Here is a 15619-nt window from a genome sequence, read left to right as displayed (position 1 = left end):
CTATAAAACATGGGAATTTTGCTGCTGCCCCTTGCGGATTCCGTCATTATGACGGGTGATGTGCTAGGATATCATATCGATATCACGATTGGGACGCTGATTGTCTGGGGCGTGGCCCTGCTTATTGGGCTGATCGCGGAATTTATCGTTGGCTGGCGTCTCCCCTATGGCATTTTTGGCGCTTTCGTTGCGGGCCTGGTCGGGACATGGCTGGCGACTGAGGTGTTTCACTTTAGCCTGCCCATAGACTATGTCTTCCACGATATTCCCCTCTTAAAAGCCCTGCTGGGTGCGCTCTTGCTGATTGTGCTCTGGCACCTGGTCACCTACCCACTCTGGCATAAACGCAGCCACCGTTCACGTCGCTATGCAGCAGCCAGGTAGTGTACCTGATGTGCAAGGTTTTTTGTATAGTGGATGTGGTGCATGCTCACGGCCCTGGGGCCGTGAGCATGCACCACATCCACTATACAAGCGAGCACCACAGGTGCAAGAGATCACGCTCCTCAGCGTAGTGTTTACATAATTTATATATATGATATAATTCAAGCGCAGAAATAAGCTCGACTAAGGTAGTCTTCCACCCTATTTTATGCACTCTTTTTCCAATCTTAACTCGCAATACGAAGGTCTAGAGGTTTTCTGTGCCTACGCTCATTACTTTTACGATTAGTGCTTTCGTGACTTTTTTGACTATTATCGATCCCGTTGGTCTGGCTCCCGTCTTTGTTGGTCTCACCTCCCACCTCTCACGGGCCCAGCGCAAGGTAGTTATCGCCCGTGCCACCTTAATCAGTGCCGCAATTATTGCCTTCTTCGCTATTGTTGGTCGCTTTCTGCTGGACCGCCTGGGAATCTCGCTCTATGCGTTTAATATCGCGGGTGGCGTCCTACTCTTTATGGTCGCTATCGATATGCTCTTTGGTCGTCCCTCAGGGGCACGCGAGACCAAGGAAGAAGAGGAAGAGGCCATGACCCGTGAGGATATCAGCGTCTTCCCTCTTGCTATTCCCCTGATCGCTGGTCCTGGAACCATTGCCACGACGATTCTCTATGTAGGACAGGCCTCGACACAGCCAATGTTGCTCCTATCGGTCTTTCTGGCGATTGCCAGTGCCCTGGCCCTGGCCTGGGTTGCCATGCGCAGCAGTTCCTGGATCATTCAGCGCGTTGGGCGTACCGGCATTATGGTCTTCTCCCGCATTCTGGGTATCCTGCTAGCGGCCCTGGCCATCCAATTTGTGCTGAATGGTGTAACCACCTTTGCCCACACCAGCGGCTTTATCAAGTAAGATGTCTGGGTAAAGAGGTCCTGCCATCTTTGCTCCCTTCAGCCAGGTTGCGACTATTGAGGTGCCCGTTCGTATCTAATAATAAGCCCAAACGTTACGATATATAGAAGTAGAGACGCAGCCATAGACACGAGGAATGCTTGAAGATCAGTCCGCAACAGCAGCAGCAGCCAGCCATCACGCCTACAGCGCGTGATCGCCTGAGCTACCAGGTGGCCCTTTCCAGCTACCAGTCTCGCCGTGGCCTCGATAAGATGGCCTGGGTGACCTGGCTACTTGTTCTGGGCATGAGCCTCCTCTGGATGCTCACCGCGTACAAGGCGGCACTTGCTGCCGGTGCTCATAGCTGGCAGACAATCCTTACATATGTCTGGGCCAACGCGATCTCGATTCAACCTGCAGATGATGCCTCGCTCACGCAGGTTCTGATCGATTATGGGGCCAAATATAATCCAGCCATCGTGCAGCAACATGAGTACTGGCGCTTCTTGACACCCATGTTTCTCCATGCGAACCTCCTGCACCTGGGGCTTAACATGTTGAACCTGCTGATGTTAGGTATCTTCCTGGAGCGTTTGCTTGGTCATACGCGCTACCTGTTTCTCTACATCATCACTGGTATCATTAGTGTTCTCGCGAGCTTCTATTTCGCGCCAGAGGAGGTTAGCCTGGGGGCCTCGGGAGCTATCTTTGGCCTGGTGGGCGTCTTTAGTATCTTTGTGATTACCCATCGACGCGCCTTTCCCTTTGGTGGTCTCTTCTCGATTCTTTATCTCATCGTTATCATTGGGATCAATCTCGGCGTGGGCTTTATGATCGCAAATGTCGATAACTATGCTCACTTTGGCGGCTTAATAAGTGGCTGCCTTCTGGGATTGTGGTTTAGCCCGCTTTATCGCAGTTCATCACCCTATACCGTCGTCGACCGCCACAGCCTGACAAAGCGCTGGCCCTTGGCCCTGTTGACAATCTTAGGTACACTGATACTTACAGTCATTTCCCTATATCTAGTAGGGACAAAAGTGTAACGAGAAGTGCCTTTCGAAAACCTGAGCGCGCTAGCGCTAGCCGCCCCCATTCGGGGACGCGGCGCCGCTTTCGCTTGTTCCCAAATGGGGATTGGTTTTCGTATAAGGAGGAAACACCTTCTCGCCTACCCTTGCTGGTTCTTTTTGGAGGATTCTTGTGGAAGCACAAATGGATATACAGACATACCTGGAACAGGGTAAGCAAGCCCTGGCTCAAGGTCACCCACGTGAGGCCGCCATCGCCTATGCACACGGCGCTCAGCTCGAGTCTGATAACCCAATGATTCACCTGGGCCTGGCGGAAGCCAACCTGGGGCTGGGGAGTTATGGCGTGGTACAGATGGCCTGCCGCCGCGTGCAGGAGCTACAGCCCGCCGGTGGACAGGAATCCCGCCTGGCACAGGCCCTGCTCGACCTCCTTGATCGACGCTTCGAGCGCGCACTTCAGAGTGTGGATGCCGTCATCAGCGAGGACCCGGGCATCGCCTATGCGCATGCGCTACGCTCACACCTGCTACGCGCCATGGGACAGACCTATGACGCCAACCTGGCACGCGCACGCGCGGCACGCCTCTCCTATGGTGGACGCTTCGAGCACTGCTTCCCCAATGTTGAGCCACTCACGCCACCCGAGCCAGCCAAGCAGTCTGCCCAGCCAACTGTACTTCCTACAAATGCGGCGATTGGAGCCAACAGAGAGTCCATCCCCACCTGGTCACGCCCGAATGGTATGCAACGGCGCATGATTCGCACACGCTTCTTGATAAACCAGATGCCCGGCCTGGTAACAAATATCATTGTTGCGCTCAGTATCATCGCCCTTCTCCTCGTTTCTACAGGTGTTGTTACCTTTAGTGGGGCAAATCCTCTCACGTACGTGGCCGCCATCTTCCTCACGGGCAGTCTCATACAGCTCGCCATCAACCTCATCTCGCTCTTCTTTGTCGGGCGAGCCGTCGAGGTGCTCTTCGGCAAGTGGCGCTATATCGTCATCTACCTGGCATCCGGCCTTATCGGTATCCTTGTCGATCAGTACTTTATAGGCAGCCTTGTCCCAGGCATGACCTATGCCGTCTTTGGCATCTTTGGGGCCCTGGGTGGCTTCTACTTTATCAACCGCAAATCCCTTGGTGGCTTTGGTCAGGGCGCGTTCCAGCAATGGCTGATATTCGCAGTCCTCAACATCGTGCTGAACATCGCCTTTGCCCAGGGACAACTAACCCTGGTCTATGGACTGATTGCCAGCATCGTTGGGGGCCTGATCATCGCGGTCCTGCTGGCCCCGCGTCAGCGCCGCAACCTCTTCTAGCAGCTACCGCCCAACAAGAGACAAGGGGAAGCATCTCTCAAGATGCTTCCCCTCTTTTTTCGCCCTTTGCTTGTTGCCGCTCACGTTAAACTTAATAGTAGGAAGTCGAGCTTGCAATCTCGCTGTGACCCGGCTGAGTCACAAAAGTCCTGCCCACGTTCCAGAGTTGTCGCCGTTGAGCGTGGCCGGGATGATCTATCCATGCCCTTTACCCCCCTGCTCGGCTTCCACATTCTTCTCCCTTCCTAAAAATACTACCCATTCACACGTTCATCTACTAATTCAGCGACGATGCGACCGGAGAGCATGACCAGGGGTATGCCGCCGCCGGGATGGGTGCTCCCGCCCACAAAGTAAAGGCGCTCAACCTCAGGAGAGCAGTTGCCGGGGCGCGTAAAGGGGGCCATACGGCCGTTGGAGGAAAGACCGTAGATTGAGCCAGCATTTGAGCCATATTTCTGCCAGAAGTACTCGGGCGTGAGCATCTCTTCACAGACAATGTGTTCGCGCAGGTCGCTCAGGTCAACCTGTTTGTAGCTGGCAAGCAGGTCCAGAATACGCTCACGATAGGCTGGCGCCTCGCGCTGCCAATCTATGGCCTTAGTCAGATAGGGCGCGTTCACGAGAATAAACAGGTTTTCGCCTCCTGGAGGGGCCTGCGTTGGATCAGTGCGCGTGGTGGCACAGATATAGATGGTGGGATTCTGGATAGGCACGCGCTTCTCGAAGAGGTCAGCGAACTCAGCCTGGTAGTCATCGGAGAAGAAAATGTTGTGGTGCTCCAGATCAGGATAGGTCTTGTCTGTTCCCAGTAGCAAGACGAAACCGGAGCAGGATGGCTCAAGCTTTGCAAGCTTACGCAGGGTTGCCTGCTTCTGCACAGCGGGCGAAAGCAGTTGAGAGTGTGTGGTCACGACATCGCTATTGGCGACGACGGCATCGCAGTGAAGCACCCGGCCATCAGCCAGTACGATGCCTCGCACCTCTGGACGTAAACTCGTGAGTTTGCGGCGCACTGAGACCTGGATACGTTTTACCTCGCAATTGGTCTCAAGTGTGACACCCAGTTCGCGGGCTAGTTTCTCCAGCGCCCGCGCGATACTATACATTCCCCCACGCGGATACCAACCTCCATCTGCCACCTCGACATAGGGAATCAGGCTGTAGACCGCGGCCATCTGGTAGGGCGAGGAACCATTATAGGTCGCATAGCGCGCAAAGAGCTGGCGCGCATGCTCATCCTGGAAGAAGCGCCGCACCTCCTGGTCCAGCGTACGCGACGAGAGAGCCGCCATGACGGCCCGCCAGCGCCTGCTCAGCGACTCATCAGCGCCCGCGCCCGATTCATGACCCTTTAAGACATAGTGCCAGAAGATTCGCACGATATTCAGTGGACTCCCCAGGCTATGGTAGAGAAAGGGGTCAGCCGCGGCCTCGTAGATCGAGCGCGCATGCTCAAAGAAGCGGCGAAAGGCCTCTCCATCCTCGGGATTGAACCGGGCAAACTCCTGGGCCAGGCACTCGCGATCGCGCCAGGCATTGAAGACAACGCCATCGCGATAGAAATAGCGACAGGTAACCTCCAGAGGGATCAGTTCCAGATAGTCTTCTAAACGCCTGCCGGCAACCGCGAAGAGTTCGCGCAGGACGTGAGGCATGGTTATGAGCGAGGGGCCAGTATCAAAGGCAAAGCCCTCCTTCTCAATCAGGTTGAGTTTGCCGCCGACCTGGGCCTGGCGCTCCAACACACTGACACGATGCCCCTTTGTGGCCAGGTGGATGGCGGCAGAGAGGCCACCAATGCCTGCGCCGATGACAATAATTTCTCTTCCCTGTTCAGACATATCTATCTATTCTGGCAGGCATTTTCTCGCCCTGGCGATTGTTTGGCGCCTGCTCGCTCCTCATAATTATGGTAGTCCATCTACCAGGACGCCTACCAAGCGCCTAAATGGGTAATCGGGCCGTTAGCGCCGTCGCGCGTAGGCCAGGAGAATGAGTCCCGACAACAGGGCGCAGACACAGCCGCCATAGTAGCCATGTGTCAGATCGATCAGGCCAAACATCAGGAGACTTAGAGCAAAGAGGAGGCGCGGAAGGCGCAGAGCCAGGCGAGGAGGCCCAACCCGCAAGACCTGGACGGGCGCAAACTGGCGATCCGTGAGCCAGACCAGCAGGCAGGCAAGCACAAACCAGCTCATAAAGTTCACCAGGGGAATACCATAATAAATGCTGCCAACGGGCGCCCAGCGCCAGTAATCAACGATATGAGCAGCTACAGGCTCTATCGCGCCATCCAGCAGCACAGCAGCCATGCCCGCCGCCAGAATGTCGAAGAGGCTGAGGCGAAAGCCAGGGCGCAGTGGGCGTACCCATCCATAGACACCAAAGATCACCAGCAACCAGGCAAACATGACGGGCAGAGGGACGCCTCCAGGCAGAGCGGGCAACAAGACGGCTGTATACACGTAGCGGCCAAAGGGGAAACCGGTAGTAACACCCAGAGTCTCGGCCAGGTAGGAGAGAATAATCACAGGCAGTCCAGCCTGGATAGCCCTCCGCCTGCCATAGAGGAAGGCAGTCGCTAGTAGAAGGAGCACGCCTTCAAGATAGAGGAGAAAGCTCGCCGCCCAATCCATAGGGAAGGGTGGTTTCACATCGAATGCCACCCCAATTACCGCCAGAACATAGAGCAGGCAAAACATGGCGAAGAGAATACGCAGCACAAGCTGCCCCGGCGCGCTTCGTGTATGACGCCCAATCGCTGATATACGCATGTTACTTACACTTCTTTTGCTGCTACTCGGGGCCGCGTTGCACAATCGAGAGAATGCGCATATAGCCGCTCCCCTTGATCACGGTTTTCATAGCACCGGTCGTAACATCCATCGCGTAGATGGCATTATCAGCATAGCTTGTCAGGATATGGTCGTTCACCCAGGGCCCTAACTCAACAAAGCGTGCGGACGTAATCGCCAGAACGCCTGGCTTGGCGACCTGAACCTGCTTCCCATTGCCATTAATCTGCGTCATATACAAGGCGCTATGGCGCGCAAAGGGAGCCTGCTCATCGCTAGAAAAGATAACGTAGGCCAGCGTAAGCCCATCCGGCGAAACCTGTGGCGAGAGGACCCAGTGATAGTCGGCATTATTGTTTAAACCATGTTGTTCAGGCAAGAATATCTGAGCATTTCCCAGCGTGGCTTTCGATGCGTCCAGGTTAGCAATCGCCAGGCTATTGGCATTGTTCTGACCAGCAATATCGTCTGGCACGCTATTATCTGTCGGTGCAGTCACCACGCCACTATAGGTTGAGTAGAGCAAGGCATTGCTTGCAGGCGTCAACAAGAGGGGCATCTGTGAGACGTCGTCGGTCAGCAAACTCTTTGGATCTTGGTCTTGCGCCAGCGAATCATCCTGCGTACTGGGTAGATCTAGCAGCCAGAGGCCATACTGCGTAGAGCGACGATCACCGCGATCATCAGTCAAGAGCAGTTGCTGGGGTGCCTGGTTCTTTCTATTTGGCAGAAATGAGAACACACGAAAACAAGGGCAATTCGTATTTGCCTGTTGATAGACCAGTTTGGTATGGTCTAACGCTCCCGTGTAGAGGCTCACATTCCCATTACCGCTTTTAGGAGCCGTACTCCAGGCGATTGAGAGGCCATCGCTGCTGAGCGCCAGCGATGTGACAACCTGATTGCTGTCCACAGCCGCGATTTGTCTGGAGGTTCCGCCAAAGATATCGCTGAGCCAGATACCATTCCCAACATAAATGACCTGCCCAAGGGAATTCACCCGTGGCGGAATCGAGCGGCTATAGGTATACCCCGGAGTATCAAGCTTCTGCGGCGTGCCTCCACCCAGTTGTACGGCGTATAGGCCATCCTGGGCCTCATAGACAACATACTGACCTCCAGGCACTTGCAAGGTATCCGTCGGATTCTTGCCCGAGAACTGGAAGAGGCCGTTGTCGTCGCTTTGAGGCGTAGGACTGGGTGTTAACAACTGGTTGGCCCTGGCCGTTGCCGTTGCCGAGGACTCCTGGGCCGCCATTTGCGCGTGCTGGTTGAGCGCGATAAAAAGCTGGGCGGTTAGGATAATCAAGAGCAGGCTCACCAGTGCCAGTAGCGTTACGATGCTGATACGTGTCGAGCGTATCGCTTGTGGTGGGGTCGGCTGCGTCTTGTGGTCTTGTGGCTTTTCAGGCGGACTATCTATATGCTGCGTCAATGTTTTTTCTGCTCCACATCTCATCTCTTAGCGTCTATCAGTATACATGAAAACGCCTTATTCTGGAAAGTCACTAGCACAGCTTACCTGTTAGCGCGTTCTGCAAAGCGCGGCGCTCCCCACACGGTCGACATACGCTCGCTACGACCGATATTCTCCTCTATGACGATTGCTAGCGACTATTCAGGCCCTATAAGCGCGTCTATCTTCTGTTTTAGTTTCTTTGTGAGTGTACTTTTGTATAAAAGCCAGCGAGCGCGCCTCTACCTCTTGCCGGTCATGGTCTTTCATCACAAGATGGTATGAGCGTTTGAGGACCACGAGTTGCTTCTCAGGTGAACCCAGAAGGCGATAAATTTCGTGTCCATCGCGGACCGGCACTACATGGTCACGTTGGGCCGCGATAATCAGGGCTGGCATAGTGATACACGACAGTTCTTCGCGCAACCGGGGCAGGTAGAGCAGCATGCTCTCAACCGAGGCCATCGGGGTCCAGCGATAGACATTACGAGTATAGCGCTTACGAGCTTGTGCATCGCGAAGATCCTCTCTCAACGTGGGTAAGAAAGGAGTCAACTGCCTGACCATGCGAATCGCGGGCAACATCCAGGGGCGCATATAGAGCGGGGCGCACATGGCGATCACGCCAGAAACCTCTTCATGAGCGGCGATATGCAGGCATAGTGCGCCACCCAGCGAGTGGCCAACCAGGAAGACCTGGTCGCAGTGGAGTTTAAAGGCTCGTACCGCCTGTTGCAAGGCTGAGGCCCAGTCATGCCAGCCAATCGTCAACATATCCTGTACCTGTGTGCCATGACCCGGCAAGAGAATATTCTCGACGCGCATCCCCTGAGCTAGAAAGAGTTGCTCAAGCTCTTCCATATCGCTGCGATTCCCGTTCAGCCCATGGACCAGCACTACTCCAACGCGCGCGCGCTCCGGACCTTTGATCGTCAATTCACCCGCACCCTGCTGATCTCGAAACTCCGCATGTTCCATGACCTTGCCTCGCGTTTCCTCGCTAGTTCACCACACTCTCTTCTTAATACGTTCTACGATGCTCCCTGGACACTTTTCCTATCCTAAACTCCGTACTTTTAGCTGAGCGGGAATAATTTGTGAGTTATGCGCCTTCTCAATAATAGAGATACTACTTCTCCGAACACCCTGAGCGCGAAGCGCTAGACACGCCAGTGGCGTTGGGTTTCGGAATAAGATCTAGAGAAGAAAAAAGAGGGGCGATAGTGTACGCTTTACTCCTATTTTCTCCTGCTTTTAACGCTGTACCCATTTACGTGGATAGTACTCATTGTCTTCACAAGAGGATAGTGCTATAGTCTTGTCCATATTACCTATATCTTAATTCATGAAGAAAGAAGTCGAAAGGGACTTGACGATGGAGTTCGCTACCAAGGCCATTCACGCCGGACAGGAGCCAGATCCAACTACCGGCGCGATCATGACGCCAATTTATCAGACTTCAACCTATGCCCAGAGTGGCATGGGTGAACATAAAGGTTATGAATACGCCCGTACCGGGAATCCAACGCGCACCGCGCTTGAGGCCTGCCTTGCCGCGCTCGAAAATGGGCGCTATGGCCTGGCCTTCGCCTCTGGACTCGCCGCCGAAAGCGCTGTCTTGAGCTTGCTGAGCGCGGGCGATCATATTGTCTCGTGCGACGATCTCTATGGCGGCACCTACCGTATCTTTGATCGCATCATGAGCCGCTATAACGTTGAGACCTCGTATGTCACGGCCAACCGTGTCGAGGCGTATGAGCAGGCAATTCGTCCCAACACCAAAATCATCTGGCTAGAGACACCTACCAATCCGCTGCTCAGCCTGGTTGACATCCGCGCGGTCGCCGAGGTCGCGCACCGCCATAATGTGTTGCTCGTCGTCGACAATACCTTCTCCAGCCCCTACTTCCAGCGTCCACTCGACCTGGGAGCCGATATCGTCCTGCACAGCACAACCAAGTATATCAATGGCCATAGCGACGTCATCGGTGGGGCCTTGATCATGAATGACCAGAGCGTCTACGAGGCCATTAAGTTCCACCAGAACGCCGCTGGAGCGGTTCCTGGCCCCTTCGATGTCTGGCTGACCCTGCGCGGCATCAAGACACTCGCGGTACGTATGCGCCAGCACGAAGAGAACGCGCGCGTCGTCGCCAACTTCCTGTCTGAGCATAAGCGCGTTGAGAAGGTATACTATCCCGGCCTCGCCTCGCATCCAGATCACGAGTTGGCCCGGCGGCAGATGAGTGGCTTTGGCGGCATGGTCTCCTTCCAGTTCAAGGGAACCCTGAGCGATGTCGATACCGTTGTGCGCCGCTTGCGCGTCTTCACCTTCGCTGAGAGCCTCGGGGCATCGAGTCACTGGTCTGCCATCCCGCTAGCATGACGCATGGCTCAATCCCCAGGGAGATCCGCGAGGCTCGCGGCCTGAACGATACCCTCCTGCGCCTCTCGGTAGGCATTGAGGATATCTCGGATATCCTGCGTGATCTCGAACAGGCGCTCGCCTAACCGCCTGACACGCATTTTCAAGCTGGCATGGACTGGAGGCCCCCGCGTCATCGGTGGCTGGCCAGCAGACTGATATTCCCACGCGGGAAGGTTGCTGCGCTCGCAGTCCATGCCAGCAGGGACCCTACACGTTGACTTCCATTGGCTGGAAAAGGCCGAGCAAGCTCTGCCTCTACACATTAGAATCGCTGCGGCTGACCTTTTAAGAAAATTTTCAGGGCGGGGAGAGCTTGTTTGACAGACCTTCGGCACTTCTGCTATAATCTACGCGCACTTACCCAATCCGACACAAGTGTCGGATCTTTTTTGTGCAAGTCTCTTTTTCGTACCCTTGGGGTACTCTTCTAAGTGCCTATGAGGAAAACTGAGCGCGTGAGCGCTAGCCACGAGAGTGGCGCTGCGCCCCCAAATGGGGGTTGTTTTCCGCATATGAAGTAAGTTCGAAGAGGCAATCTTTCGGGGAGGAAGTTTACTTAACATGCCAAATAATGCATCTGCGGAAAAGCGCATGCGCCAGGAACAGAAGCGCCGCGCACACAACCGCAGCGTCAAATCCAAGGTGAGATCCACCATCACAAAGGCACGCACAGCCATCGCCACCGATAGCGTCGCCTTTGATGCCAGCGAGGCTGCCGTTCGCGCCGCTATCAGCGAGCTAGACCGCGCCGCCAAGAAAGGCGTCATTCACAAAAACAATGCTTCTCGCCGCAAATCGCGCTTGATGAAGCAGCTCAACACAACTAAAGTCTCTGAGAAGTAATTTTTGCGCCCATTGCTCTGCCATCTTGCTGTTCACAATCGATGAGCACTGAGCGCACCAGGAGGTATTAGGATGGCCGACAATAAAGTCGTAACGAAGCCAGCAGGGCGGGCGCTACTGGCCGCTGTCGAAAGTGCTCAGTTACGCAAAGATGTTCCTGAAATAAAGTCTGGCGATACTGTCCGTCTGCAAGTCAAAGTTGTTGAAGGTAACCGCGAACGCCTTCAGCCGTTCGAAGGCGTCGTCATGCGCCTGCGCGGCAGCAGCGTCAACCGTAACTTCACCGTCCGCCGTATTACCAATGGCGTCGGTGTTGAGCGCACCTTCCTTCTCCATTCTCCCCGTGTAGAGAAGATTGAGGTTCTGCGCCACGCTCGCGTCCGCCGCAAGCAACTCTACTTCCTGCGTGGTCTAACCGGCAAGGCTGCTCGTCTGAAGGAGATCCGTCCTATGACCAGCAAGCAGGCCGCTGAGAAGGCCGCGAAGGCTGAGGCTCGCGCAGCAGCCGCTCATGCAGAAGACTAAAAAATCTTCGCCAACACTCACAGAAGAAATGGCCCTGTTTGAACAGGGCTATTGCTTTATTGCCGGGCTTGATGAGGCAGGACGGGGCTGCCTGGCAGGCCCAGTGGTGGCCGCAGCCGTCATTCTGCCTCTTGAGTCCGATCCAACGCCTGTCCTGGCTCGTTTCGCCGGTGTCAATGACTCCAAACAGCTAAATGAGGCGACACGCGAGCGCCTCTATGATGTAATTATGGAGCATGCGCTAGCCGTTGGCGTTGGTATTGGCTCGGTTGAGCTGATCGATCAGCGCAATATCCTCCAGGCAACGCTCCAGTCTATGCGCGTGGCACTCACACAACTGACGCCCACCGCTCAGGCCCTGCTCCTGGATGCCGTCAAACTCCGTGACATCCCGCTTCCACAACTCTCGCTCACCAAGGGCGATTCACGCTGCCTCTCCATTGCCGCCGCCTCGATCATCGCCAAGGTGACTCGAGATCGCTTGATGCACCAACTCCACGAGGAATTTCCCCACTATGGCTTTAAACAACACAAAGGCTATGGCACGCCGGAACACCTCGACGCGCTCAAACAATTTGGCGTGACCCCCCACCACCGCCGCAGCTTCTCTCCTATTCGCGAGATGCTCTTTGGCCTCTTCCCAGATACAGCCTTCTAAACATGTTTATCATATGTTTATCCAATGTATACAACTTTTTTGATAGCAAGCGCTTTTACTTGACTTTCAAGCGCCTTGCACTTTACACTTATTTATGAAAGGGAACGATCATTTCTATTGTTTCCCTCCCCCTTCTTGCTAGCAGGATCGAAAAGCAGACGTACCGATTTTCAATGCCCTGTCATCAGCCTACTGTTGTCTTCTACATTTAGAAGGAGAGGCGACGATGGAGACCTCGGCTCAGGCAAACTACCAAGCAAGTACAGGTCAGTTTCATGAACTATGGCAACTGAGTGGCGCACATGACTTTTCCTCCTGGATCTTTAATAGCACCGCTCTGGCAAACGATGGAACAGTTCTACTAACGCCCGGAGGAGGGAATCAGCATTGTTACTCCGCCTATATCGATGGCGGCAGTGTGAGCTATGATAGCAATATGCAGCTCTGCGTTGGGCGCGATCCCTTTGGCCTGGGACAGTATAATCAGCAGAACTACTACAATGGCGGGCAGTTCTACTATGGCGCGCTGGTCTCACCCATTCATCAGACCTCACGATCCATCAATAGCGTGGTCGCTTCCTGGAACGCAACCACGCCCGCAGGTACCTGGATACAGACGCATGTCCGTGTGCAAATTAACGGGGCCTGGACACGCTGGTTTAAGCTTCCTATCTGGGCCAGCGATTTGAGCACAGTCCAGCGTCACAGTATTGATGGGCAGGATGATCCCTTTGGCACTGTCGATACCGACACTTTCAGGACGAAAGGACAGCTTGCCACCGCGTATCAGCTCGCGGTCACGCTTTTTAGTACCACACCCAACACTACCCCTATCCTGTACCGCGTAGCAGCCATCGCCTCGTATGAGACGGATCCACAGCATACACCTCAGATCTCACCCGATAAGAGCGTGTGGGGGCGCAACCTGGGCGTCCCACAGCGCTCACAGATGCTCGCAGAGTACCAGGGACAGGGCTATGGTGGCGGCGGCGAGGTCTGGTGTAGTCCTACCTCGACCAGTATGGTCATGGCCTACTGGTCCAGTATTCTCAACCGGCCAGAGTTGACGCTTACCGTTCCTGCTACGGCACAGGCGACCTATGACTTTACCTACCAGGGCACGGGCAACTGGCCCTTTAATACAGCCCACGCAGGGGCGCATGGCCTGCATGCCTTTATCACACGCATGTACTCCATAAGCCAGGTCGAGCAGTGGATTAAAGTCGGCGTGCCCGTCATCATTAGCATAGGTTTTCAGAATGGGCAGCTCCCTAACGCGCCAATTCCCAGCACCGATGGACATATCATCGTCGTGCGTGGTTTCGCTGCCAATGGCGACGTGATCACCAACGATCCCGCGGGTGCGTCCAACGATAGAGTACAGATTACCTATAACCGGCAGGCCTTACAGAACGCCTGGCTCCGTTCCTCCCATGGCACAGCCTATATCGTCATGCCAGAGAACTGGCAGATGCCCACGGCCAATCGTCTAACCAACTGGTAAGAAAATAGCAGAGAGAGTGGCATGGTGTGCGGTCTTCACTTGCATATCATGCCACTCTCTTATCCATGCATAAATTCTTGCACTTGACTTTATCAACCTTTCTTCCTACACTTTAGGGTAAGTGAAGTTAATATGACAATCCTCCCTTTCTTCTAGACATACATCTTTCACTTACCCCTTTACATATTGTTGTTATTTTTGAAGAAAGGTTCTCTATGAAGCTATTTCACACTCAGGGGAAGCGCGGCAGTATCTTGCGCTTCTCCCTTAGCACGCTCCTGGCCCTGCTCTGCCTCTCACTGCTCGCGGGACAATCGGTCCAGGCAGCCACGCGAGCCGATACGCCCGCGCAGTATGATGAGTTCTGGCAGCAGGACTCGCATCACGACTTTGCGGCCTGGTCCCTCAATGGTGTCCAGGTAACGCCATTTGGACACCTCAAGCTTGATTCAGAGAAGAAGCTGACCTGCTCGTCTGACGCTATTGATGGTGGGACAGCATCCTTCGCGGCCTCGGTTGGCCTATGCGCGGGACAAGACCCCTACGCGCCCGGGGCCTATAGCCCCGATTATAACTACTACAATGCTGGCTCCTTCTATTTCGGGACGATTCTCTCGCCCGTGCATACGACCAATCAACCCTTCACCACATCTGTCGCCTCCTGGAATGCTGAGACGCCCGCTGGCACCTGGATTGAGACCCATATTCGCGTGCTAGAGAATGGCACCTGGACACACTGGTATGATCTCCCGATCTGGGCCAGTGATTTCAGCACCATCAAGCGCCACAGCATCGATGGACAGTATGATGATGGTGGTAGCATCGCGACCGATACCTTCTTTACGGGAGACACGCCCGCGACCGCCTATCAACTCAGCCTGACCCTGTTTACAACCTCACCCACGGTGACACCTGATATTCGACGCGTCACGGCCTTCGCCTCCTACGATTCAGATCCAGCGCATACACCGCAGGTCGCGCCCGATCAGCATGTTTGGGGCAAGAGCCTGAATGTGCCTCAGCGCTCGCAGATGCTGCCTGAATACAACGGCCTCGGCTATGGTGGTGGCGGCGAGGTCTGGTGCAGCCCAACCTCGACCAGCATGGTCATGGCCTACTGGTCCAACCTGCTCCACTACCCAAAATTGACACAGACCGTTCCCGACGCGGCTCGCGATACCTATGACTTCACGTACGAAGGCACGGGCAACTGGCCCTTTAATACGGGTTACTCCGGTAGCTATGGCCTGCGTTCCTTTGTTACTCGTATGTACTCGCTTAGTCAGATCGAGCAGTGGATTAAGTTTGGCGTACCCATCGTCGTCAGTCTCGCTTATAAGAAAGGCGAGCTACCTGGTACGCCTATCCCCTCCTCTGGTGGGCACCTGCTCGTCGTCAAGGGCTTTACGGCCAGTGGTGATGTCATTACCAATGATCCAGCCGCCGCCAGCGACGACGCCGTCCAGATTGTCTATCCACGCCAGGCCTTCCAGAATGTCTGGCTGAAGTATTCAAATGGTACAACCTATGTAATCTATCCGGAACTCTGGCCCACTCCCCAGAAAGACCGCCTCTCAAGCTGGTAGAGAGAAGAGTGAACTACCGCTCAGCTAAAGACTGAGCGGCTTCTTCGGAAGAGGAAGCCTGAGTTCACCAGACTCAGCCACCGAAAGGTGAGCTATGTTTGGAAGGTCATGATACCAACCCTTGACGCATCAGACGGTTGCTCTATCGCCTGAGTTTAAGTAGGGATGAGGGAAGTCCCGGTGATTCAGGCC

General features: G+C 54.8%; 13 protein-coding genes and 1 pseudogene. 10 read left to right on the top strand and 4 right to left on the bottom strand.

From position 1 onward, the window contains the following. Positions 1-9 precede the first annotated feature (9 nt). The 4 genes from KTE_RS17395 to KTE_RS17380 all read left to right on the top strand — a co-directional run bounded on the left by KTE_RS17395 (position 10) and on the right by KTE_RS17380 (position 3629). Positions 10-384: a hypothetical protein gene (locus KTE_RS17395; protein WP_201382996.1), complete on the top strand. Its 375-nt coding sequence runs from the start codon at positions 10-12 to the stop codon at positions 382-384. Between the two features lie 260 nt (positions 385-644). Continuing rightward, positions 645-1292 carry a MarC family protein gene (locus KTE_RS17390; RefSeq protein ID WP_201382995.1) on the top strand — a complete coding sequence of 216 codons (648 nt, stop codon included), beginning with the start codon at positions 645-647 and terminating at the stop codon, positions 1290-1292. A gap of 140 nt (positions 1293-1432) precedes the next feature. Next, positions 1433-2320 carry a rhomboid family intramembrane serine protease gene (locus tag KTE_RS17385; RefSeq protein ID WP_201382993.1) on the top strand — a complete coding sequence of 296 codons (888 nt, stop codon included), beginning with the start codon at positions 1433-1435 and terminating at the stop codon, positions 2318-2320. Positions 2321-2489: 169 nt separating this feature from the next. Next, positions 2490-3629: a rhomboid family intramembrane serine protease gene (locus tag KTE_RS17380; RefSeq protein ID WP_236600470.1), complete on the top strand. Its 1140-nt coding sequence runs from the start codon at positions 2490-2492 to the stop codon at positions 3627-3629. 254 nt (positions 3630-3883) lie between these two features. Here the strand turns inward: KTE_RS17380 and KTE_RS17375 are convergent, their stop codons facing one another. From KTE_RS17375 to KTE_RS17360, 4 genes are all read right to left on the bottom strand, one after another. Further along, positions 3884-5473 carry an NAD(P)/FAD-dependent oxidoreductase gene (locus tag KTE_RS17375; protein WP_201382984.1) on the bottom strand — a complete coding sequence of 530 codons (1590 nt, stop codon included), beginning with the start codon at positions 5471-5473 and terminating at the stop codon, positions 3884-3886. Between the two features lie 123 nt (positions 5474-5596). Next, positions 5597-6406: a carotenoid biosynthesis protein gene (locus KTE_RS17370; protein ID WP_201382982.1), complete on the bottom strand. Its 810-nt coding sequence runs from the start codon at positions 6404-6406 to the stop codon at positions 5597-5599. A 22-nt stretch (positions 6407-6428) separates the two neighbouring features. Further along, a complete protein-coding gene (locus KTE_RS17365; RefSeq protein ID WP_201382980.1) occupies positions 6429-7862 on the bottom strand; it encodes a hypothetical protein in 1434 nt (477 codons plus the stop codon). Between the two features lie 183 nt (positions 7863-8045). After that, positions 8046-8861: a carboxylesterase gene (locus KTE_RS17360; protein WP_201382978.1), complete on the bottom strand. Its 816-nt coding sequence runs from the start codon at positions 8859-8861 to the stop codon at positions 8046-8048. A gap of 397 nt (positions 8862-9258) precedes the next feature. Here KTE_RS17360 and KTE_RS17355 point away from each other — a divergent pair. From KTE_RS17355 to KTE_RS17330, 6 genes and pseudogenes are all read left to right on the top strand, one after another. Then, a pseudogene (locus KTE_RS17355) lies at positions 9259-10394 on the top strand (cystathionine gamma-synthase). 478 nt (positions 10395-10872) lie between these two features. Further along, the gene (rpsT, locus tag KTE_RS17350; protein ID WP_201382976.1) at positions 10873-11154 is read left to right on the top strand and encodes a 30S ribosomal protein S20; all 282 of its coding nucleotides are present in this window, start codon (positions 10873-10875) and stop codon (positions 11152-11154) included. A 72-nt stretch (positions 11155-11226) separates the two neighbouring features. Next, a complete protein-coding gene (gene rplS / locus KTE_RS17345; RefSeq protein ID WP_201382974.1) occupies positions 11227-11679 on the top strand; it encodes a 50S ribosomal protein L19 in 453 nt (150 codons plus the stop codon). Beyond that, positions 11666-12337, top strand: a complete 672-nt coding sequence (locus KTE_RS17340) for a ribonuclease HII (protein ID WP_201382972.1) — start codon at positions 11666-11668, stop codon at positions 12335-12337. The genes rplS and KTE_RS17340 overlap by 14 nt, the downstream gene beginning before the upstream one ends. A gap of 226 nt (positions 12338-12563) precedes the next feature. Next, positions 12564-13841, top strand: coding sequence for a C39 family peptidase (locus KTE_RS17335; RefSeq protein WP_201382970.1), 1278 nt, complete (start codon positions 12564-12566; stop codon positions 13839-13841). A gap of 215 nt (positions 13842-14056) precedes the next feature. Further along, positions 14057-15427, top strand: coding sequence for a C39 family peptidase (locus tag KTE_RS17330; RefSeq protein WP_201382968.1), 1371 nt, complete (start codon positions 14057-14059; stop codon positions 15425-15427). The last annotated feature ends 192 nt before the right edge of the window (positions 15428-15619 follow it).

Source organism: Ktedonobacter sp. SOSP1-85, assembly GCF_016587415.1.
In the GTDB taxonomy this organism is placed as follows: domain Bacteria; phylum Chloroflexota; class Ktedonobacteria; order Ktedonobacterales; family Ktedonobacteraceae; genus Ktedonobacter.
This window is presented reverse-complemented; position numbering and strand designations above follow the sequence as displayed.